At 62.0% G+C, this 21,549-nt stretch carries 20 protein-coding genes; 10 read left to right on the top strand and 10 right to left on the bottom strand.

Features of this window, described 5'->3' with window-relative positions; translation table 11 throughout:
- The first annotated feature begins 104 nt into the window (after window positions 1–104).
- From ACP7B3_RS19315 to ACP7B3_RS19290, 6 genes are all read left to right on the top strand, one after another.
- Window positions 105–731, top strand: coding sequence for a DUF1120 domain-containing protein (locus ACP7B3_RS19315; RefSeq protein ID WP_426180255.1), 627 nt, complete (start codon window positions 105–107; stop codon window positions 729–731).
- Between the two features lie 28 nt (window positions 732–759).
- Window positions 760–1,458, top strand: coding sequence for a fimbria/pilus chaperone family protein (locus tag ACP7B3_RS19310; protein ID WP_426180469.1), 699 nt, complete (start codon window positions 760–762; stop codon window positions 1,456–1,458).
- Between the two features lie 126 nt (window positions 1,459–1,584).
- Window positions 1,585–4,029: a fimbria/pilus outer membrane usher protein gene (locus ACP7B3_RS19305; RefSeq protein WP_426180253.1), complete on the top strand. Its 2,445-nt coding sequence runs from the start codon at window positions 1,585–1,587 to the stop codon at window positions 4,027–4,029.
- 8 nt (window positions 4,030–4,037) lie between these two features.
- The gene (locus ACP7B3_RS19300; RefSeq protein WP_426180251.1) at window positions 4,038–5,159 is read left to right on the top strand and encodes a DUF1120 domain-containing protein; all 1,122 of its coding nucleotides are present in this window, start codon (window positions 4,038–4,040) and stop codon (window positions 5,157–5,159) included.
- A gap of 17 nt (window positions 5,160–5,176) precedes the next feature.
- The gene (locus ACP7B3_RS19295; protein ID WP_426180249.1) at window positions 5,177–5,821 is read left to right on the top strand and encodes a DUF1120 domain-containing protein; all 645 of its coding nucleotides are present in this window, start codon (window positions 5,177–5,179) and stop codon (window positions 5,819–5,821) included.
- Between the two features lie 34 nt (window positions 5,822–5,855).
- Window positions 5,856–6,476 carry a DUF1120 domain-containing protein gene (locus ACP7B3_RS19290; RefSeq protein WP_426180247.1) on the top strand — a complete coding sequence of 207 codons (621 nt, stop codon included), beginning with the start codon at window positions 5,856–5,858 and terminating at the stop codon, window positions 6,474–6,476.
- Between the two features lie 83 nt (window positions 6,477–6,559).
- On the opposite strand, the gene ACP7B3_RS19285 is transcribed toward ACP7B3_RS19290, so the two are convergent.
- A complete protein-coding gene (locus ACP7B3_RS19285) occupies window positions 6,560–7,825 on the bottom strand; it encodes a CynX/NimT family MFS transporter (RefSeq protein ID WP_426180245.1) in 1,266 nt (421 codons plus the stop codon).
- Complete coding sequence (locus ACP7B3_RS19280) at window positions 7,815–8,474, bottom strand: FadR/GntR family transcriptional regulator (protein ID WP_426180243.1); 660 nt, start codon at window positions 8,472–8,474, stop codon at window positions 7,815–7,817. Before ACP7B3_RS19280 ends, ACP7B3_RS19285 begins: the two co-directional genes overlap by 11 nt.
- A gap of 159 nt (window positions 8,475–8,633) precedes the next feature.
- Between ACP7B3_RS19280 and ACP7B3_RS19275 the strand changes: the two genes are divergently transcribed.
- Window positions 8,634–8,945, top strand: coding sequence for a type II toxin-antitoxin system MqsR family toxin (locus tag ACP7B3_RS19275; RefSeq protein WP_145161294.1), 312 nt, complete (start codon window positions 8,634–8,636; stop codon window positions 8,943–8,945).
- On the top strand, window positions 8,942–9,430 hold the full coding sequence (locus tag ACP7B3_RS19270) for a type II toxin-antitoxin system MqsA family antitoxin (RefSeq protein WP_262210622.1): 489 nt from the start codon (window positions 8,942–8,944) through the stop codon (window positions 9,428–9,430). Before ACP7B3_RS19275 ends, ACP7B3_RS19270 begins: the two co-directional genes overlap by 4 nt.
- 52 nt (window positions 9,431–9,482) lie before the next feature.
- On the opposite strand, the gene ACP7B3_RS19265 is transcribed toward ACP7B3_RS19270, so the two are convergent.
- From ACP7B3_RS19265 to ACP7B3_RS19250, 4 genes are all read right to left on the bottom strand, one after another.
- Window positions 9,483–10,247, bottom strand: a complete 765-nt coding sequence (locus ACP7B3_RS19265; protein ID WP_003171943.1) for an amino acid ABC transporter ATP-binding protein — start codon at window positions 10,245–10,247, stop codon at window positions 9,483–9,485.
- Window positions 10,248–10,258: 11 nt separating this feature from the next.
- The gene (locus ACP7B3_RS19260) at window positions 10,259–11,356 is read right to left on the bottom strand and encodes an amino acid ABC transporter permease (protein ID WP_145161290.1); all 1,098 of its coding nucleotides are present in this window, start codon (window positions 11,354–11,356) and stop codon (window positions 10,259–10,261) included.
- 10 nt (window positions 11,357–11,366) lie between these two features.
- A complete protein-coding gene (locus ACP7B3_RS19255) occupies window positions 11,367–12,548 on the bottom strand; it encodes an amino acid ABC transporter permease (protein WP_369300945.1) in 1,182 nt (393 codons plus the stop codon).
- 72 nt (window positions 12,549–12,620) lie between these two features.
- On the bottom strand, window positions 12,621–13,652 hold the full coding sequence (locus ACP7B3_RS19250) for an amino acid ABC transporter substrate-binding protein (protein ID WP_106579519.1): 1,032 nt from the start codon (window positions 13,650–13,652) through the stop codon (window positions 12,621–12,623).
- Window positions 13,653–13,999: 347 nt separating this feature from the next.
- Between ACP7B3_RS19250 and ACP7B3_RS19245 the strand changes: the two genes are divergently transcribed.
- Both ACP7B3_RS19245 and rhlB read left to right on the top strand, forming a co-directional pair.
- Window positions 14,000–14,656, top strand: coding sequence for an alpha/beta hydrolase (locus tag ACP7B3_RS19245; RefSeq protein WP_145161287.1), 657 nt, complete (start codon window positions 14,000–14,002; stop codon window positions 14,654–14,656).
- 96 nt (window positions 14,657–14,752) lie between these two features.
- A complete protein-coding gene (gene rhlB, locus ACP7B3_RS19240; RefSeq protein WP_145161285.1) occupies window positions 14,753–16,222 on the top strand; it encodes an ATP-dependent RNA helicase RhlB in 1,470 nt (489 codons plus the stop codon).
- A 168-nt stretch (window positions 16,223–16,390) separates the two neighbouring features.
- On the opposite strand, the gene moaE is transcribed toward rhlB, so the two are convergent.
- From moaE to ACP7B3_RS19220, 4 genes are all read right to left on the bottom strand, one after another.
- Window positions 16,391–16,840: a molybdopterin synthase catalytic subunit MoaE gene (gene moaE, locus ACP7B3_RS19235; RefSeq protein ID WP_369300948.1), complete on the bottom strand. Its 450-nt coding sequence runs from the start codon at window positions 16,838–16,840 to the stop codon at window positions 16,391–16,393.
- 2 nt (window positions 16,841–16,842) lie between these two features.
- Complete coding sequence (gene moaD / locus ACP7B3_RS19230) at window positions 16,843–17,085, bottom strand: molybdopterin converting factor subunit 1 (protein WP_145161281.1); 243 nt, start codon at window positions 17,083–17,085, stop codon at window positions 16,843–16,845.
- Window positions 17,082–17,555: a cyclic pyranopterin monophosphate synthase MoaC gene (gene moaC / locus ACP7B3_RS19225; RefSeq protein WP_056858942.1), complete on the bottom strand. Its 474-nt coding sequence runs from the start codon at window positions 17,553–17,555 to the stop codon at window positions 17,082–17,084. Before moaC ends, moaD begins: the two co-directional genes overlap by 4 nt.
- 116 nt (window positions 17,556–17,671) lie before the next feature.
- Window positions 17,672–21,403, bottom strand: coding sequence for an autotransporter domain-containing protein (locus ACP7B3_RS19220; protein ID WP_426180238.1), 3,732 nt, complete (start codon window positions 21,401–21,403; stop codon window positions 17,672–17,674).
- Window positions 21,404–21,549 lie beyond the last annotated feature (146 nt).

Genomic DNA, 21,549 nt, shown 5'->3' with positions numbered 1-21,549 from the left:
AGCAGGATGACGTTACCCACGAAGTTGCCATCGATGGCGATGCCACCGTTGAAGTGCTGTACCTGTAACTGGCGGCACCCACCCCCCACTGTGATAACGACGCAATGAACCCATCGACCATCACCCGGGCGCTCACGCTGTTCGCCTTGCACCTGACGCCGGCCTTCGCCGCCTCAACCGTGGACCTGAGCGTTACCGGCCGGATCACACCCCAAGCGTGCACAGTGTCGCTGTCCGACAGCGGCCTGATCGATTACGGCAAGATCCCGGCGCGCACCTTGAGACCGAGTGAATTCACGTCACTGCCCAGCCGGCAAATGGGCCTGAGCATCAACTGTGAAGGGCCGACGCTGTTTGCACTGGTGGGTATCGACAATCAGCCGGACTCCTCTGTGAAACCCGACGTTCTGTACGGCTTGGGCATGAACGTTCATGCGCCGAGCGAACGCCTGGGGTCGGTGGGTTTGTCATTGCGCGGGCCGGTGGGCGACGGCGGCGCCCTGCAGGTGATCAGCTCCGCGGACGGCGGGAGCACCTGGTACCCCGAGCCCAATGCACATCCCAGGCACGCCATGGGTTTTGCCCACCTCGACACGCTGGTGCCCATCCCCATCAGGCAACTGGTCGCCAGCCTGCGGGTGGACACCGCCATCAGCCCGGCCAATAGCCTGACGCTGAAGCAAGAAGTGCCTTTGCAAGGTTCGATCACCCTGGACCTCAAGTACCTGTAACCCTTAGTGAATGAGTCCTCAGATGACGATGCATGTTTCCTGGATACGCGCCGGTTGTGCCGGCCTCGCTTTATGGTGCTCTGCCGCGGCGCTGGCCGACGGTATGGTGCCGGACACCTCGGTGGTCATCGTGCACGAGGCGGACGGCGAAGCGGCCGTGTCCGTGACCAATACCGACAGCAAACTGGCCCTGTTGCACGTGACCCTCGAAGACATCCCCGAAGACCAGGCCACCTTGCTGTTCGTCACTCCGCCGCTGTCGCGGGTGGAGCCCGGCAAGCGTCAGCTGGTGCGGTTCATCCTGCAAGCGGACGAGCCGTTGCAGACCCAACGGCTCAAACGGGTGGTGTTCGAAGGCATGCCCCAGCAACGTATCGGCGCCGAGGCCGCGCGCGCCCAAGTGGGCGTCACGGTGCGCCAGAACCTGCCGGTGATCCTGCATCCCAAGGGGCTGGCACCCAACCGTGAGCCGTGGCTGGGCCTGACCTGGCACCTGGACGGCGACCGGCTCAGCGTGCGCAACCCCACACCGTACGTGGTGCGCCTTGCGCAGGCGGTGCGGCTGTTGCCCGGCAGCGGCTCGACCTTGCTGCCGCGCACGTATGTGCTGCCGGGAGAAACCCTGACGGTCGCGGCCCAAGGTACGGGGGCGACGTCAGTACGCCTGCAACCGGCCACGGTGTATGGCTTTGCTGTCGCGCCCTACGAGGCCCCCATCACGCCTTGATCCCACCGCGTCGACCTGCGGCGACGCCTCTATAAAACGAAGTGACCCCCTGCGAAGGTCACCGGGAAGACCGCCTGGCGCGTCCGAAACCCTCGCCTCGGGCTTCCATCAAACGAGTGTAATTGTGTGAACACAGTCATGAATTACCGTGACGGCGAAGCCCTGTCCGGCGTTATGCCGCGCCCGTCACTCGTGCAACTGGGCGGCATCGCATGGGCGCTCAGCCATCTGCTGCTGGCCGAACAGGCCTGGGCAGACGACGCGTCGTCAACCGGTTCGTTCGACCACCAGACCCTGCACCAGCGTGGCATCGACCCGCAACTGGCCAGCCTGCTGCTGGACACGCCGCGCTTTACCCGCGGCCGCCACGCCGTCAACCTGGAGGTCAACGGCCAAAGGCGCGGTCGGGTCGACGTCAGCTTCGATGACCACGGCGCATTGTGCTTTGACGCCGCCTTGTTGCAAGCCGGTCAGTTGGTCGCGCCGCCACGCCGCGTTGACGCCTGCCACGCCTTTGTCGAGCACTACCCCCAGACGGTGATCGAATCCGACCCGGCCAGCCTGGCTCTGTCGCTGGTAGTGCCCACGCAGGCGTTGCGCGTTGCGCCACAGGACGTTTCCGGCTACAGCACCGGCGGTTTCGCAGCCTTGCTCAATTACGATGTGACCGGCCTGCACAACGAGTTCGGCGACAGCAGCCGGTTCGGCTCGGCCAACACCGAAGTCGGCTTTAACGCCGGCGACTGGATCGTGCGCAGCCGCCAGGTACAGACCTGGCAGGACGGCGTCTCGCGCAGCAACCATCTGGACGCCTACGCCCAACGGACCTTTGCCCGCCAGCAGGCGGTATTGCAGGCCGGGCAGATCAACCTCTACAACCCGGTGCTGGCGGGAGCCCCGATCACTGGCGTGCAAGTGCTCACCGAGCAGGCGCTGCAAGACCAGGATCAGGGCGCGACGATCGATGGCATCGCCAACGGCCCGGCCCAGGTGGAGGTTCGGCAAAACGGTGCGTTGGTTCACTCCACAGTGGTTCCCGCGGGGCCGTTTTCCCTGAGCCATGTGCCGCGCCTGAACGGGCGCTCCGATGTGGAAGTGACGGTCAAGGAAGCCTCCGGCGAAGAACGGCGCTTCAGCGTGCCGGCGGCGATGCTGGGCCTGGGTCTGCCGGCACCGGGTTACGCCGTGGCCGCAGGCACGGTGCGCAACATCGGCGACAGCAGTGGCGCCGAACCCTGGGTGGTCAGCGCCGGGTGGACGGCTGCAGTTCACCCACTGATCACTCTGGGCAGCGGCCTGCTGGCGGCCGAAGACTATCGCTCGGCCGGGGCCAACCTGGGTGTGCTGCCCTGGCAGAACAGCCAGTTGCAAGGGGCTGTGGTAGTCGCCGAGGCAACTCGCCAGGCGCAAGCGCGCGGCGTGCAGGTGGACCTCTCGTGGTCTCAGCAAGTGGGTGAACGCTGGGCCATCAGCGCCGCCAATGCCTGGCGCAGCGAGGGCTATCGCGACCTCACCGAATCGACCTACGCCGCCCATACCCGCGAGCAGCAGCGCTCACGCTACCGCGACCAGCAAAGCGCCACGGTCTCCTGGGCGCATCCATGGCTGGGAGCATTCAGCCTCGGCGTGTCGCGCGCCGCCTCGTTTACCGGCGACAGCAGCAGCCGGGCACTGGCGTCGTGGGGCACGCAAGTGGGTGGCATATCGCTGTCCGCCACCGCCGAATGGCAGATGGGCGGCCGCCGTTACAACGATGACAGCCTGTACCTGAACCTCAGCCTGCCCTTGGGCGAGAACCGTCGAGGCCGCACCTGGGTGCGTAACTCCGGGGGCGAGCACCGCATCGGCATCGGCCTCAACGAACCGCTCAACGACCAACTGGCCTATCGGGTGGGCGTTGAACATGACAGCCGCGACCGCGAGGTCGAGTCGTCCCTCGGGATTTCGGCCCTGCCGTTCTACAGCCAGCTGGACTTCAACTACAGCCGCTCCAGCGACGCGCGTTCCAGCTACCAGGGCGGCGCGCGCGGCGGTGTGGTAGTGCATGGCGACGGCGTGACCTTGTCGCCCTACCCGGTGCGCGACACGTTTGCGCTGCTGTCGGTGGGCCAAATGTCCGGCGTCAAAGTCAGTACGCCAAGCGGCCCGGTGTGGACCGACTGGCAAGGCCAGGCCGTGGTGCCGCAGATCAGCGCCTATGGCCGTAGCCCGGTGGAAGTGCAGACGCGCTCGTTGCCGCGCAATGCCGACATCAGCAATGGCCTGGCCGTGGTGTCGGCAGGGCGCGGCGCCGTCGACCGGCTTGAGTTCGGCGTCGCCCTCACACGTCGGGCCTTGCTGACCCTTGACCGGCCGGTGCCGCGTGGCGCGACGGTCACCACCGACGGCGGCGAGTTCGTCACGCTGGTGCAGGAGGGCAACCAGGTATTCCTGCCCAATGTGCTCGACCCTCGGCCGTTATGGATCAAGGGCCCTGGGCAGCCGCGTTGCGCCCTGCGTTTTGAGCTGCCGCAAAAGGCCGACCCCGACGTGTATTTCGAAACCGCACCCGCCCGTTGCCTGACCCTGTGAGGACTCTCGTGAAACGTCATTACTGCCTCGCCGCCCTGCTACTGACGGGCACTGCCCAGGCCCAGAACGATTGCCGACTGGACGTGAGTGAGTCGCTGCTGGATTTTGGCTCGATTCGTCGCACCATTGACCCGGCACACGGCCCTGAACGACTGCTGGGTGAACGGCGCCTGAGCATGACCCTGGACTGCCCGCAGACCAGCGACCTGAGCGTGTTCTACCGCGGCCTGGCCGCCAGCGCCGAGCGTTTGCGCTTCACCCAGGGCGGCAGCTACCGCGTGCACGTAAACGGTGGCCTGCTGGACGGCCGCGCTGTAGCGCTGGGTTTGCTGGCGGCCAGCGGCCAGCCGCCGATTGCCAGCGCCCATTCCCTGGACTGGCGCCCAGAGCATGGCATCGTACCGATGCTCAACGGCCTGCCCGCGCATGGCCGCAGTTTCTCCCTGCAACTGGCAGTCAGTGCCTATGCCGAGGCGCGCGCGAAGCCTGTGCGCGATGACGTCACCTGGGACACCACCGGGCGGATCGAGGCTGCCGGCTCCGGGCGCTCGCGGGCGCTGCGCCTGCAAGCGCACTTTGCGCCGGCGGCCTGCACGCCCGGGCTGTCCAACGGGGGGACGGTGAGCTTTGGCAAGCTGTCGATCAACGACTTGAGCCACGATCAGGACACACGCCTGCCGGCCCGTCCGCTGACGCTCACGGTGGCCTGTGACGGGCCGACCCCGTTTGCCCTGGTCATGAAAGACAACCGCGACGGCTCCGCCACCGGAGGCCTGGATGAAACCGCCTATGGCTTGGGCGTGGATTCACGCGGGCAGAAAATCGGGCGCTACTACCTGACGGTCGACCCTGCCCAGGTCAGCGCCGACAGCTTCTCCCAGGTGTATCGCACCGACTCCACCACGGGCGGCTCGGCCTGGAGCATTGCCAACAGCAGTCCCATCGACGTTGGCGCACGCAGCCTTCTGGGGTTTACCGCGGCGGCCGGCAGCACCCAGGGCCCCGAGGCCCTGCAAAACCTGAGCGCTTTACTGAGCCTGCAGGCATTTATTGCACCACTCGACAGCCTGGACCTGAGCACTGAGGTTCGGCTCGACGGTTCGGCCACGCTCGAAATCACCTACCTGTAAGCGTACCCGGAGCCCTCATGACCCTTCGATATCTGATTCTCGCGCCCTTTATCTTCTTCAGCCCGCTGAGCCTCGCCGCTTCCAGCGTAGAGCTGAGGGTCGATGGGCTGATTACGCCAATGGCCTGCACGCCAACCCTGTCAGCCGCAGGACTGGTCGACTTCGGCAAAATCTCCCAGCAAGACCTTAACCTCACAACCGGCACACGGCTGCCGCTCAAGTCCCTGAACCTGACCGTCACGTGCAACGGCGCCGCCCGCTACGCCTTGCGCATGCGCGACAACCGCGACGGCACGGCGCACGTCGACAGCGAGATTTACTACGGGTTGGGCCTGGACGGCAGCGGCAACAAGGTCGGTGTGTACTCGGTCAAGTTCGACCCCAAGCAGACCGTGGCCGATGCCGTGCCGTACATCTACGGCACCGAGTCCACCACCGGCGGCGTGGCCTGGCGCACCTCCAACCGCAATCCAATCGACATCGGCGCCAAAAGCCTGCTGGGCTTTACCGATCTGGAGGGCAGCACCGCGGGCCCCTCCGGCATCCAGACCCTGAACAGCACACTGACCCTGGAAGCAGTGATCAACGCCAAGCAGAACCTGGACTTGAGCACCGACATTCCCATGGATGGCTCCGCCACCCTGGAAGTGACTTATCTGTAACACCACCTTTTCCAACCCTAGGAGTACCCGCTAAATGAACAAGCTTTTCCCTGTCTTGACCACTGCGCTATTACTGGCCACTTCCACAGGCGCTTCGGCGGCATCCACTGCCGAGCTGACCGTCAAGGGCCTGATCACGCCCAGCGCGTGCACGCCGAGCCTGTCCAATGGTGGGGTGATCGACCACGGCAAGATTTCCGCCAAGGACCTGAACCCGGCCAAATACACCATCATCGGCAACCATACGCTGAGCCTGACCGTCACCTGTGAGGCCGCAACGGCATTCGCCCTGTATGGCGTGGATAACCGCGTCGGCTCAACCGACAACCCCAGCGACTACGGCCTGGGCTTGATCAATGGCGATCAGAAGCTTGGGCATTACATTTTGATGCTGAGTAACCCGCTCGCCGACAATGTGCCGGTGCAGACCATTGGCTCCACTGACCAGGGAAGTTCGTGGAACAAGGAAAGGTTCCTCGATCCGGGCCTGTACATGTCCATCGCCGCCATGAACGACGCCAGCCAACCGCTGCCGACCAAAGACCTGGTCGCCGACCTGGAGGTGCAAACCCTCATCAACCGCACCGACGGGATGGACCTGAGTAACGAAGTGCCCATCGACGGTTCGGCCACCCTGGAAATGCGGTACCTGTAACGCCTGAAAAGCGCAGGGCTTGGGGTGGCGCCCAAGCTTGCGTGCCAAGGGAGCAGGGTTACTGCCCCTCACCTGCCATCTTGCTATACCTTCTCGCTGCGCACGCCCACGTACACCGCACGGCCCGCGCCCAACCCGGCGACGATGGCGCCCACGCCGATCACGGCAAAGATCCAGCCTACGGCCGTCCAGCCGCCCGTCCAGTCATGCACCAGCCCGACCGCGAACGGGCCGAGGGATGCCAGGGTGTAACCAAAGCCCTGGGCCATGCTCGACAGGTTGGCCGCGACATGTGAGTCGCGCGAGCGCAGCACGATCAAGGTCAGCGCCAGGCTGAAAGTGCCTCCCTGGCCGAGGCCCAACAGGATCGCCCAGCCCCACAGGCCATCAAGGGGCGCGTACAGGCAGCCGAACAAGCCGCCGAGGGTCAACAGCATCACCACCACAATCGCCAGCCGCTGGTCCTTGCCGCGCGTGGCCAGCCAAGGTGCGGCGAGGGAACTGGCCAACTGCACGATGACCGAGCCGGACAGCACCAGGCCCGCCTGGGTCGCGCTAAGGCCGCGGCCGATCAGAATCGATGGCAACCAACCGAACACGATATAGGCCAGCGACGATTGCAGGCCCATGTACACCGTTACCTGCCAGGCCAGCGGATCACGCAGCAGCCCCTTCACGCGATACGCAACTTGATGGGCACCATGTTTTTGCCCGACCTGTGGCAACCAGAACGCCGCCGCCACCAGCGCTGGCAGAATCCAGAAGCCCAGGCCGATGCTCCAGCTGTCACCGAAATGCTTGTTCAGCGGCACCGTCGAGCCAGCAGCCAATGCGGCGCCCAGGCACAGCGCCATGGTGTACACGCCGGTCATGGTGCCGGCCTGTTTGGCAAAGTCACGCTTGACGATGCCCGGCAACAGAACGCCGATGATGCCGATACTTGCACCGGCAATCAGGCTACCGGCGAACAGCCCGACCTCGCCGAAGGCACTGCGCAAAATGATCCCGGCAGCCAACGTCAACAGAATCCCCAGCACCACGCGCTCGGCACCGAAGCGCCGCGCCAGGATCGGCGCCATCGGTGCGAACAGGCCAAGGCAGAGCACCGGCAAAGTGGTCAGCAAACCCGCCTTGGCTGCCGACAACCCCAGGCTCCGGGAGACGTCAGCCAGCAGCGGCGACATGCTCGACAATGCCGGGCGCAGGTTCAGTGCCACCAGAATCAGGCCCAGCAGTAACAGCCACGGCCGCGCGACGACCGGCGGGGTGTGCTGCACCACGTCGTCATCGGCTTCGGCATCGATTAATAATTCTTCGAGTTCAGTCGGGCGTTTGGTTTCAAGGTTCATTGATCAACTGCCGGCAGAGGGATTTGGCGCGTTCCGGATCTTGCTGTTCCACGGCGTCGAGCAAGGCGATATGCAGGTCAAACACGGCCTGGCGACGCGGTGAGATGTTCAGGGTCTGGCGCAACTGGGCGGCGACGATGGCAGAGAAGTACTGGTACAGCTCGCTCAATGCCGGGTTGTGCGCCGCGTCCACCAAGTGTTTATGGAACACCAGGTCGGCGCTGATGTAAGCCTCCAGGTCGCCGTGGTACAGCTCGGCGCTGGCCTTGAGTGCGTCGCGCAACGCACTCAGATCAGCCTCGGTACGGCGCAACGCCGCAAGCCCGATGGCCTCCACTTCGAGAATCTGCCGGGTCTCCTGCGCCTGCTCCAGGGTGCAATGGGACAACGCCCGCATTGCGCCCAGCGGGTCGGTCATCGAGCGCAAATAACTGCCGTCGCCCTGGCGAATTTCGATCAAGCCGCAAAACGCCAATACACGCATGGCCTCGCGCACGGTATTGCGGCTGATGCCCAGCTCGGCGGAAAGCTCAGGCTCGGTGGGCAGGCGCCCGCCGATGGCCCATTTGCCTTCAGTGATGCGTCGACGCAGTTGCTCCAGGGCTTGGTCAACCAGGGAACGTTTGATCAGAGGGGCGATGTCTGTCATGGATTTTGCGCTTTCGTCCAATCATAGGATGAATTTTCCTACAGCCTATTCAGACTTGCCTACAAAGGCAACGCACTAGGGTTCGTAGGCGGCAAAAAGAACTGAATTTTCGATTAGTAAAATTACCCTTATAGGGTAATTATTGGGCTCAGGTGTCTTATGGAAAAGTACACACCTCATTACGATCTGGCGGTGATAAAGGCGGATGTGAGGCGGCTTGGTGCCAAGGCTTTCACACGGGCGGCAAAGAGAACCGCAGAGGCTCTCGACCTTGATCTCACTGAGATGCAAGCGATCGTTTTCAAACTGCACAACAGGATGTTGTACAAATCGATGACCACCTATGCCGATCACCGCGTCTGGCATGACGTCTACCACATCCATTCACATGGTCTGGAGATTTACATCAAGGTCACTTACTGCTCCGGCAGTAACCCACCGGTGATCTCCTTCAAAGGGATGAACCCATGAACACCCAACATTGCTATATCTGTGGCGCCCCCGACGCCATGACACGCTTTGAAGGCCGCAGCGAAACCCTGTGCATAAAAGGTATGGAGCGGCGCATTGATGATCTCTCGGGCTGGGAATGCCAGGTGTGCGAAGACGGCATGTATGACCCCGATAGTTGCGAACGCCATGCCAAGGCCGGTGATGATCTGCTCCACGCCGCCCGGCGCATGATGGGCGCCGAATTGAAGCGTATCCGCCGCAAGCTGCACCTCACGCAAAAACAAACCGTAGCGGTGCTTTCCGGTGGCGGGCACAACGCACTCTCACGCTACGAACGCGGCGAAATTACGCCGCCAAAACCGTTGATGGTGCTGATGCGCCTGCTGGATCGTTACCCCCACTTGCTCACCGACGCCACCGAACTGGCCGAAGGCGCAGACCTGCGCAACGCCTTCACTTACAGCCTCAACAACGAAACGCGGGAAGCCCTCAAGGCCTCCTAGACAGGCAAAAATAAACCCGGCACCAGGCCGGGTTTATCGTTTCAAGCATCGATCAATGCAAAATCTGGCTCAAGAACAACTTGGTCCGATCATTCTGCGGGTTGTCGAAGAAGTCATTCGGCGCTGCCTGTTCGACGATCTCGCCCTTGTCCATGAAGATCACGCGATTGGCCACGGTGCGCGCAAAACCCATTTCGTGGGTTACGCACAACATGGTCATGCCGTCTTCGGCCAGGCCGATCATGGTGTCCAGTACCTCTTTCACCATTTCCGGATCGAGTGCCGAGGTCGGCTCATCGAACAGCATGATTTTCGGCTTCATGCACAGCGCACGGGCAATCGCCACGCGCTGTTGCTGGCCGCCGGACAGTTGCCCCGGAAACTTGTGGGCCTGCTCCGGAATGCGCACGCGCTCCAGGTAGTGCATGGCAATTTCTTCAGCCTTGCGCTTGGGCATCTTGCGCACCCACATCGGCGCCAGCGTGCAGTTCTGCAGGATGGTCAGGTGCGGGAACAGGTTGAAGTGCTGGAACACCATGCCGACTTCGCGGCGGATCGCTTCGATCTGCTTGAGGTCGTTGGTCAGCTCCACGCCATCGACCACGATGCGGCCTTGCTGATGCTCTTCCAGACGGTTGAGGCAGCGGATGGTGGTGGACTTGCCCGAACCCGACGGGCCGCACAGCACGATACGCTCGCCCTGCTTGACGTTGAGGTTGATGTCTTTCAACACATGGAACTGGCCGTACCATTTGTTGACGCCCTGCATCTGGATAATGCCTTCAGGGCTCACAGGCTGTTTGATCGCTTCGCTCATAACAACAACTCCTAACGCTTGTGGCCTGTGTCGAGCTTGTGTTCCAAATGAATGGAATAGCGCGACATACCAAAACAGAAAATCCAGAACACCAGGGCGGCGAACACGTAGCCTTCAGTAGCCATGCCCAACCATTTCGGGTCGGCGGCGGCTTGCTTGACGCTGTTGAGCAGGTCGAACAAGCCGATGATGATCACAAGGCTGGTGTCCTTGAACAGCGCAATAAACGTGTTGACGATACCGGGAATCACCAGCTTCAAGGCCTGCGGCAAAATCACCAGGCCCATGCTGCGCCAGTAACCCAGGCCCATCGCCGCAGCGGCTTCGTACTGCCCCTTGGGAATCGCCTGCAAACCACCCCGCACCACTTCCGCCACGTAGGCCGACTGGAACAGGATCACGCCGATCAGCGCTCGCAGCAGTTTGTCGATGCCCATGCCTTCGGGCAGGAACAGCGGCAGCATCACCGAGGACATGAACAGCACGGTGATCAACGGCACGCCGCGCCAGAACTCGATGAAGGTCACGCAGACCACTCGAATCGCCGGCATGTTCGAACGCCGCCCCAACGCCAGCACAATGCCCAGCGGCAAGGCGCCGGCAATACCGACCGTGGCGATGACCAGGGTCAGCATCAGGCCGCCCCACTGGCTGGTGGCTACGTTGGTCAGGCCGAAGACGCCGCCGTGCAGCAGGAAGTACGCAATGATCGGGTACAGCACCAGAAAGCTCAGGCCGTAGACCGCCTTGCGTTGAAAACGCGAGATGAACAACGGCGCCACGCCTACGATGGCCAGCCACACGGTCAGGTCCACGCGCCAGCGCAGGTCGCCGGGGTAGTAGCCGTACATGAACTGCCCGAAGCGCTGTTGGATAAACACCCAGCAGGCGCCCTCTTTGGTGCAGTCGGCGCGCGTGGTCCCGACCCAGTTCGCGTCAAGAATGGCCCAGTGCAGGATCGGCGGCACGATCAGGTAGATCAGGTAAAACGCCAACAAGGTCAGCAAGGTATTCAGCCAGCTGGAAAACAGGTTGGCGCGCATCCATGCCATCGGCCCGAAGACTTTGTTCGGCGGCGGCATATCAGGTTTGAAAGTATGCGAAGTCATGTGCGTTTCCTCACCGCTCGATCAGCGCAATGCGCTTGTTGTACCAGTTCATCAGCAGGGAAATGCTGATGCTGATCGCCAGGTACACGCTCATGGTGATGGCAATAACCTCGATGGCCTGGCCGGTCTGGTTGAGCACCGTACCGGCAAACAGCGACACCATTTCCGGGTAGCCGATACCGGCGGCCAACGACGAGTTTTTCGCCAGGTTCAGGTATTGGCTGGTCAGCGGCGGAATGATCACCCGCAGGGCTTGCGGGATGATGACCTTGCGCAGCGTCGGCCCAGGGCGCAGGCCCAGGGAGCGCGCGGCTTCGGTCTGGCCGTGGCTGACGGACTTGATGCCCGACCGCACGATCTCGGCAATAAACGCGGCCGTGTAGACGGTAAGCGCCAGGGTCAATGCCAGCAGTTCAGGGATCAGTACCCAGCCGCCCACGAAGTTGAAGCCTTGCAGCGTGGGCATTTCCCAGTGCAGTGGCGCGCCGAAGATCAGGGCGCACAGCGTCGGGATCAGAATGAACAACGCCAGACCCGCCCAGAACTTATGGAAGGGAACGCCGGTGGCTTCAAAGCGCTTGTTGGCCCAGCGAGCCATCAGCACGATTGCCACAATGGCGACAACGACGCTGACCACAAACGGCCAGAAACCGTCGGCGGCGATCGCTGCCGGCATGTTCAGGCCACGGCTGCTGACAAAGAACGTGTCACCAAAGTTATGGCTGTTGCGCGGCCCCGGCATGGTCAGGAACACCGCGAAGTACCAGAACAGGATCTGCAGCAGCGGTGGGATGTTGCGGAATACTTCCACATACACCGTCGCCAGTTTGTTGATCATCCAGTTGGGCGACAAACGCGCCACGCCGATGATAAAGCCGAGCAGGGTCGCCAGGACCACACCGATCACGGTCACCAGCAAGGTGTTGAGCAGGCCGATCACAAAGACGCGGGCATAGCTGTCCGATTCGGTGTAGTCGATCAAGTGCTGAGCGATGCCGAAGCCGGCACTGCGTTCAAGAAAGTCGAACCCCGAGGTAATGCCCCGGTGTTGAAGGTTGGTCTGCGTATTGTTGAAGAGGTACCAGCCCAGCGCGACGACCGCCACAATCGTGATGATCTGGAAGAGCCACGCACGCACTTTAGGGTCGCTGAAGCTGAGCTTCTGCTTGGGTGCGCCGATTTGATTTTGCATGAAGTGCCCCGCAAATAATGGAACAGAACATCACCCGGTGGTTGGCCCACCGGGTGATAGAACCATCAACGATCAGCGCACAGGGGGTGCGTATTGAATGCCACCGTTGGTCCACAGTGCGTTCAAGCCACGGTCGATTTCCAGTGGTGTGCTTTTGCCGAGGTTTTTCTCGAACACTTCACCGTAGTTACCGACCTGCTTGACAATCTGTACAACCCAATCTTTCTTCACTTTCAGGTCTTTGCCGTATTCGCCGTCAGCACCCAGCAGACGGGCAACGTCCGGGTTCTTGGTGGACTTGGCTTCAGCTTCGACGTTTTTCGACGTGATACCGGCTTCTTCAGCGTTGAGCATGGCGTAGCCAACCCAGCGCACGATGGCCAGCCACTCGTCGTCGCCGTTACGCACGACCGGACCCAGTGGTTCTTTGGAAATGGTTTCCGGCAGCACCACGTAGTCTTTCGGCGAGGCCAGCTTGCTGCGCTGTGCGTAGAGCTGGGACTTGTCGGAGGTCAGCACGTCGCAACGACCGGATTCCAGCGACTTGGCGCTTTCATCGGAGGTGTCGAAGGTGATCGGGGTGTATTTGAGGTTGTTGGCGCGGAAGTAGTCGGACACGTTCAGCTCAGTGGTGGTACCGGCCTGGATGCAGATGGTTGCACCGTCCAGTTCCTTGGCACTTTTCACGCCGAGCTTGTTGTTAACCAGGAAGCCAACACCGTCGTAGTAGGTGATGAAGCCCGGGAATTTCAGGCCCATGCCGGCATCGCGAGAGCTGGTCATGGTGGTGTTGCGCGACAGGATGTCGACTTCGCCGGATTGAAGCGCGGTGAAACGCTCCTTGGCGTTCAACTGGCTGAATTTGACCTTGGTCGCATCACCGAAAACGGCAGCTGCCACAGCGCGGCACACGTCAGCGTCGATCCCCAGGATCTTGCCGCTGGCATCCGGCACCGAGAAACCCGGCAGGCCGTCACTCACGCCACATTGCACGAAGCCTTTCTTCTGCACAGCGTCCAGGGTTGCGCCGGCTTGGGCGAAACCACTGACACCCAATACGGCGGCCGCGCACACGATGGCCAGGGTGGATTTCAATACCTTCATTCAAACCTCCAGTTTTGCTCTTGTTGTGTCGGAGCTCGAACCTCAGCGCACCCTTATGAGGCGATATCGACCCGTGTTGGCTTTTTTTAGGGTCAAGCGGCATGAAGTTGTCGCAGTAATTCCAGTTGCTATCCCACAAGCGGCAGTCACTGATAGTGTTACCGTCGCGAGTTAGTCCTGACATCGACCTACACATAGCAAGGCCCGTACCAGAGTGATGGCTGAGTCGTTTCAGCCCGTGGTCAATAGGAAAAGATTCAACCTTGCGACATTCTCTTAACAGATCAACCCATCACGCACCGTTCCGACGCACCCAATCGGAGCGCACGCACATTAATGGAGCAGACATGACCGAACCCTTGATTCTTCAGCCCGCCAAGCCCGCAGACGCCTGCGTAATCTGGTTGCATGGCCTGGGTGCCGATCGCTACGACTTCCTGCCGGTGGCCGAGGCGCTGCAGGAAACATTGTTGACCACGCGCTTTGTATTGCCTCAGGCGCCGACGCGTGCGGTGACCATCAATGGCGGCTACGAGATGCCCAGTTGGTACGACATCAAGGCCATGAGCCCGGCCCGTTCGATCAGCCTGCAAGAGCTGGAAGCATCCACCACCATGGTCACGGACCTGATCGAGGAGCAGAAGAGAACCGGAATAGACGCCTCGCGTATTTTCCTCGCCGGTTTTTCCCAGGGTGGCGCCGTGGTATTCCACACCGCCTTCCTTAGATGGCAGGGCCCGCTGGGCGGCGTCATTGCCCTCTCCACCTACGCCCCCACCTTTGGCGATGAGCTGCAATTGTCCGCCAGCCAACAACGCATTCCCGCGCTGTGCCTGCACGGCCAGTACGATGATGTGGTGCAGAACGCCATGGGCCGCAGCGCCTACGAGCATTTGAAGAGCCGTGGTGTCACCGTGACATGGCAGGAATACCCAATGGGGCACGAAGTGTTACCCCAGGAGATACACGACATCGGAACCTGGCTGACCGCTCGCCTGGGCTGAAAACCGCACATTATGTAGCCGTGTGACCAACGCACTACGCCGCGCCCGATTCTTGCATTACACTGGCCGGCGTACATTCCTTAACCAATTAATGAGATGACCGTGCTCAAAGCACTTAAGAAGATGTTCGGCAAAAGCGAGGCTGAGCCGCTCGCGCCTGTTCCCAGTGCTCCTGTCCCCTCATCCGGCAGCCGCAATGACGGTAAACAGCCAGACCGGACCGCACCTGTTGCCTCACCGAAGAAGCCACCGGTGATCGCGCCTGAACCGGCAAAATCCGCCGAGGCCGAGCCTGCACCTGCGCCCAAGGCACCCCGCCGCGAACGCGCGCCCAAAGCGCCCGTGATCCCGTGGAAACTTGAAGACTTCGTCGTCGAGCCGCAGGAAGGCAAAACCCGCTTCCACGATTTCAAACTGGCTCCGGAACTGATGCACGCCATCCAGGACCTGGGTTTCCCGTACTGCACGCCGATCCAGGCCCAAGTGCTGGGTTTCACCCTCGCCGGCAAAGACGCCATCGGCCGTGCACAGACCGGCACCGGCAAGACCGCCGCGTTCCTGATCTCGATCATCACCCAGTTGCTGCAGACGCCGCCGCCCAAAGAGCGCTACATGGGTGAACCGCGCGCACTGATCATCGCGCCGACCCGCGAGCTGGTGGTACAGATCGCCAAGGACGCCGCCGACCTGACCAAGTACACCGGCCTCAACGTCATGACGTTTGTGGGCGGCATGGACTTCGACAAGCAGCTCAAGCACCTCGAAGCCCGCCACTGCGACATCCTGGTTGCCACCCCGGGCCGCCTGCTCGACTTCAACCAGCGTGGCGATGTGCACCTGGACATGGTCGAAGTGATGGTGCTGGACGAAGCCGACCGCATGCTCGACATGGGCTTCATCCCGCAAGTGCGTCAGATCATTCGTCAGACCCCGCCGAAAAACGAGCGCCAGACGCTGCTGTTCTCCGCGACCTTCACCGAAGACGTGATGAACCTCGCCAAGCAGTGGACCACCGATCCGTCCATCGTCGAGATCGAGGCGCTGAACGTTGCCAGCGAAAACGTCGAACAGCACATCTACGCAGTGGCCGGCGCCGACAAATACAAGCTGCTTTACAACCTGATCAATGACAACGGTTGGGAGCGCGTGATGGTGTTTGCCAACCGCAAGGACGAAGTGCGCCGCATCGAAGAACGCCTGGTACGCGATGGCGTCAACGCCGCGCAACTGTCGGGCGACGTGCCGCAGCACAAGCGCATCAAGACCCTGGAAGGCTTTCGCGAAGGCAAGATTCGCGTGCTGGTGGCCACCGACGTGGCCGGGCGCGGGATTCACATCGACGGCATCAGCCATGTGATCAACTTCACCCTGCCGGAAGTGCCGGACGACTACGTGCACCGCATTGGCCGTACCGGGCGTGCCGGCGCTGCGGGGGTGTCGATCAGTTTTGCGGGCGAGGATGACTCGTATCAGCTGCCTTCGATCGAGACGTTGCTGGGCCGCAAGATCAGCTGCGAAACGCCGCCGACGCATTTGCTGCGCGCTGTAGAACGCAAACGCCCGTAAGCTGAATGCGATTAAACATGTGGGAGCGGGCAATGTGGGAGCTGGCTTGCCTGCGATGCAGACACCTCGGTGAGTCAGTCACACCGCGGTGATGCTTTCGCAGGCAAGCCAGCTCCCACACAAGCCCGCTCCCACATTCAGATCTCACTACACCTTTATGTCAGGTGTTTACTTCCAGCGATCCGCCGCCGCGTGATCGCTGCCCCGCCCTTCCACCCAGCGCGGCCCTTCGGGCGTGTTTTCCTTCTTCCAGAACGGCGCTCGGGTCTTCAGGTAGTCCATCACAAACGCACAGGCATCAAACGCGGCCTGGCGATGCGCGCTGGCGGCTGCCACGAACACAATCGGCTCGCCCGGCTCAAGCGCGCCAATCCGGTGCAATATCTCAAGTTTGAGCAACGGCCAGCGCTGTTCGGCTTCGACCGCGATCTTGGCCAAGGCTTTTTCGGTCATGCCCGGATAGTGCTCAAGGAACATCCCCGACACCTCGCGACCCTCATTGAAGTCGCGCACATAGCCGACAAAACTCACCACCGCGCCGACGCCGACATTGGCCGCGTGCATCGCATTGACTTCCAAGCCCGGATCAAACGGCTCGGCCTGTACGCGAATGGCCATGCTCAGCCTCCGGTCACGGGCGGGAAAAACGCCACTTCGTCACCCTCGACGAGCGGCTCATCCAGCGAACACAGCTCTTCGTTACGCGCACACATCAGGCTGGACTCATTGAGCACGGCAAACGCCGGGTCATTGGCCAACGCGAGGCGCACGGCATCGACGGTGGCGAAATCGCCCTCCATCTCCAGCGAATCAAAGCCCACCGCCTCGGCGTAGCGGGCAAAAAACAATACGTTGATGCTCATGCCTGGTCCGCCTTGAAATGCCCGCTTTTGCCGCCAAGCTTTTCCAGCAGGCGAATACTTTCGATGGTCATGCCGCGGTCCACTGCCTTGCACATGTCGTAGATCGTCAGCGCCGCGACGCTGGCGGCGGTCAGCGCCTCCATCTCTACGCCGGTCTGGCCGCTGAGCTTGCAGCGCGCAAGGATATGCACGGCGTCCACGCCGTCGGCGCGCAGCTCAACCTTTACACCGGTCAGCATCAGCGGGTGGCACAGCGGAATCAGATCACTGGTTTTTTTCGCCGCCTGGATCCCGGCAATACGGGCCACGGCAAACACGTCGCCCTTGGGGTGGGCGCCGTCGACAATCATTTTCAGGGTGTCGGGCAGCATGCGCACCCGCGCTTCGGCCACGGCCTCGCGGAACGTCACGGCTTTGTCGGTGACGTCGACCATATGGGCGCGACCTTGGGAATCGAGATGAGTCAGCACAGGGATACTCCTGATCAGGAGCGGCAATTGTAAACCCGTGAGTCAAATTTGCGCAGGGCTGTTTATCCCATGAATAAAGGGGCGCAGTGCGCCCCTCTATGCATGACAACACCAGGTTAGAAGCGGAAGGTGAATCCGGCATTGATCCCGTTGTTGTTACCGCGGTTGGACAGCAAACCGCTGTAGTTCAAGGACACCAGCGTGTCCTTGGTCAAGGCCATTTCCGCGCTGGCCTTGACCACCGCGCCATCACGCGCCACGGGCACGCTGTTGACGGCGAAGGCGGCGTCGCTGCCGGTAAACCTCAGCGAGGCGTCACGATCGGTATCGCCAAACTGATGCTCCCAACCCAGCTCGCCGCGCAAGGTGACGGCCGAGGTCGAGCTGATCGGCAATTGGGTATGCGCGCGCAGGCCCAGGGTCGACAGCGTGGCGTCCTGGCTTTGCTTGCTGGCATGCAAAGCGGCGGCGCCGCCCTTCTCCTTGAACGAATCACTCTGGTCGTTCAGGTACGTCAGGTTGGCGAAGGGTTCGAACAGGTTCCATTGGGTGTAGCCGATCTCGGCAAACACCTGGTCGGTCCGCGCGTTGTAGTCGGCCTTGTCGTAGTCCGACTGGTTGGCGTAAGCCACGCGGCGCGAAGTGTCCAGACGATGCCAGGTGGTGGCGCCGCCCAAGCGCAACGCTATCGCGTCGAAGCGTTTGCCGCCGTACACCGACAGGTGATAGTTGTCGCTGTCCGCCGAAGCCGACTCGCCATTGAGGTGGCTCTGGGTGTAGCCGGTCGCTGCGCCCACACGCCAGCCGTCGCCGACCTCGGTGTCCAGCCCCAGCAGCACGCCGCTGGTGGACGAAGAGTAGCCACTGGCATTGTTATCGCCGCTGACGTTATTGCGACCACCCAGCAGTTGCACCCAGCCGCCGTTGTCGCGGGCGTCGATCTGCGCGCTGGAGTCGAGTGACTGAGCCTGTTGCAGACGGCCGTTGACCGCCTCACGAAGGTAGCGGCTGTCAGCCATGTGCGCTGCCGCCACATCCGAGTGCAGTTGCCCCGACAGTTGCTTGAACGCGGCCTGCGCCTGGGCGGCCGAGTCTGAAGCGAGCAGGCTTTCATATACTGGGCTATGCGCGCCCAACGCCTCGGCCGCCGTCGCCACGGCGCGCTCGTTACGGGTTTGCGCAACGCTGGCAAAGGTCGTCTGGTTGCGCTCTACGGCCAAGGTCAGCGCGTTAGGCTGGTAATTCAGCTGAGTCCCGATGAACAGATAATTAGGCGAGATCGCCGCAAACTGTCCGTTGATACCCTGGGTGGCGGTAAGGATGTTGAACGGCTGGCCCAACAGGCTGGGCGCCTCGGTGGCGGACAACAGGTTAGGGCTGTTCTCCAAAGACACGGTCACCACACCGCCATTGAGGGTGGCGACGCCGCTGCTCTGGATCTGGTCGCTTCGCCCGTTTGGGCCGACTTCGACGGCATACACCGAGCCCGGGTTGAAGGTTACGTCGCCCGTGTGCAGCGTGCCAATCGAGTGACCCGGTGCCACACGGCCACCGCTGTTGACGGTCAAGGCACCCACCGTGCCGTTGCCGGCCAGTGTGCCGCCCAGCGTGGTCATCACGCCGTTATCGGCGTTGACTGTGCCCACGGCGCTGCCATCCACCGTCACGGCCGAGGTCAACGCGCCGTCCACCGACAGCTTGCCGCCGCGCACCCAAGTGCTGCCGGAGTAAGTGTTCTGGCCTTCCAGCACCAGTTCGCCGTCGCCGGACTTGGCCAGACTGCCGATATAGGTATTGCCGGTGAGCAAGTCTTTGCCGCGTGCCAGCGTTGCCTGTTCGCGCGCATGGCCGATTTCGTATTCAAACTGATCATCGTCAGAGGCATTCGCCGGCAAACCGTTGAGCCAACCCTTTTGTTGCTGGGTGGCCGTCCAGGTCGCCTGCTCGGTGGCGTCTTCCACACGGCGGGCACGAATGGCTTCATCGGAAATCGGGTTGGCCCAGATATCGCGAGTACCGGTGGGCAATGCTACCGACACCGAACCAAGGAACTGCCCCGGCCCTTGCATGGCCTTTTGCAAGTTGGGCAAGCCCCAACCGCTGACGACGCCCGGTACTTGCGGGGTGCCAGGCGCGGCATCGTGCACCGGCTGCAGATTGTCGTAGGTGCGGCCACCCGTGAGGTCACCCACCGGGGTGTCCGGGCCGTCCGGCGCTTGCAGGCTGGAGGTGGTCAGCAGCACATCCCGGGCCTGGCTGGCGGTCATGTAGGGAAAGCGCTGAATCACCAACGCCAAGGCCCCGGACACGCTCGGCGCGGCGGCCGAGGTGCCGTTGGCATTCGGGATGATTTCCCCTTCTGGCCCGGTGGACGGAATCCCCGAGACGCCCATCACGCACCACCACTTGGAGGTGCCGCATCGGTTGTAGACCTGCGCGCTGGTCTCATCGTAACCGGTGATCGAGAGGAATTTGCCTTCGATGTCCGGCTTGAAAAACGGCAGGTTGGCGTTGGTGTCCGGGTTGGCGCCGTGGCTGTCGTTACCTGCCGAGATGATCTGGATAAAGGTGTTTTGCCGCGCCGCGTCGGCCATGGCGTCCATCCAGGTTTTCTGCCCGGCGTGGGCCTTGTCCCAGAACGGGCGATAGGCCGCCTTCATGTCGCGCAAGTTGTCCGCCGCACTGTCGCCGACATTGCCGAAGTGGTTTTCAACGTCGTTGCGCGAGTTTTGCCCCCAGCTCTGGTTGACGATCGACACATTCTTCGCGGCCAGCGCGTTGTAGCTGGCCATGAACGCGTTGTAGTCCAGATCGTTGGAGCCCTGGAAGCGGTTGTCGTCGGTGCCGCCGGTATTGGCGACAAAAATGTTCGCGTCAAACGCGATGCCATGCATGCCGGTGCCGTTGCGGCTGGCGCCGAGTACACCGGACATTTCCGTACCGTGGCCGTCGTTGATGGTCGGGTCGTACTCACCGGAAATACTGAAGTGCTCGCCTTTTTGAAACTCGCCGTCCGGGGTGTCGTGGAGGTAGCGCGGGTGTGTGGCGTAGTACTCGCCGGTGGACGTCACCGCCTGCACGCGATCCTGGCCCTGGGCATTTTTGCCCTGGAACTCGAAGTGCTCGGTGAGAATGCCCGAGTCCAGCACGCCCACATTCACGCCTTTGCCGGTCATGCCCAAGGCATAGGCGTAGTACGCGTTGGTGCGGTCCAGGCCGGAGTTGACCTGGGCTTCGGGGGTTTTCCAGGTTTGCGCGTTGGCGCTCCAGTCACGGGTAGCGGCGGCCCAGGACTGGCCGGCGTTCAGCTGCGCGTTGAGGTTGCTGCTGACGCCCGGCTCTACGTAGGTGTAGGGCTTGGCAGCCGGCAGGTTGGCGAGGATGGCCTTGGAAAAATCGAGAATATTGGTGGTGTAACGTCCGCTGTTGCTGAAGAGCCGGCTGCGGTAGTAATCCAACCGCGAGGCGTAATCCAGCGGGCGCTTGGTGTCGCCGAGCATGGCGCCGATGGTCAGGTTTTCGGGTTGCAGTTCGTAGTTTTGCTTGAGGGCTGAATCGAACTTGCCGGACTGTGCGGCGAAGTCCTTGGCGGCCAGGTCGACGATGTCTGCGTAAGCAAAGCGCAGGTTCTTGTAGACATCGGTGTTGGGGCCAAACGATGCCACGGCTTTCCTGAAGGCCGACTCCAACACCTGGGCGGTGTAAGGGTTGCTGTCATCTGCCCAGGCCATTGGGCCCTGGCCCAGCCACAAGGCCAGGCCGAGTGCGATGGGCGTGAGAGGTATCAACCTGAAACCTGAGGCGCGTTTACGTTGAGACAAAGTGGAGCCATTACCTGCTACTTCCATGTTCCTTTCCCTTTGGATATGTGCGTCGTCAATGAGCGATGTATCGGGCTTTTTGTAATAGGCAGGGTCACGCAGAAAACCCACACGGGTCTTCAAAACGTCGTCGAATCAATGAGGTGGATTTCCGACGGGGGTCACGCAGTGTT

Origin of the sequence: Pseudomonas sp. TWRC1-2, assembly GCF_049896685.1 — a bacterium.
Lineage (GTDB): Bacteria > Pseudomonadota > Gammaproteobacteria > Pseudomonadales > Pseudomonadaceae > Aquipseudomonas.
The sequence above is the reverse complement of the archived record's forward strand: the minus strand, read 5'-3'. Positions and strand labels throughout refer to the sequence as shown.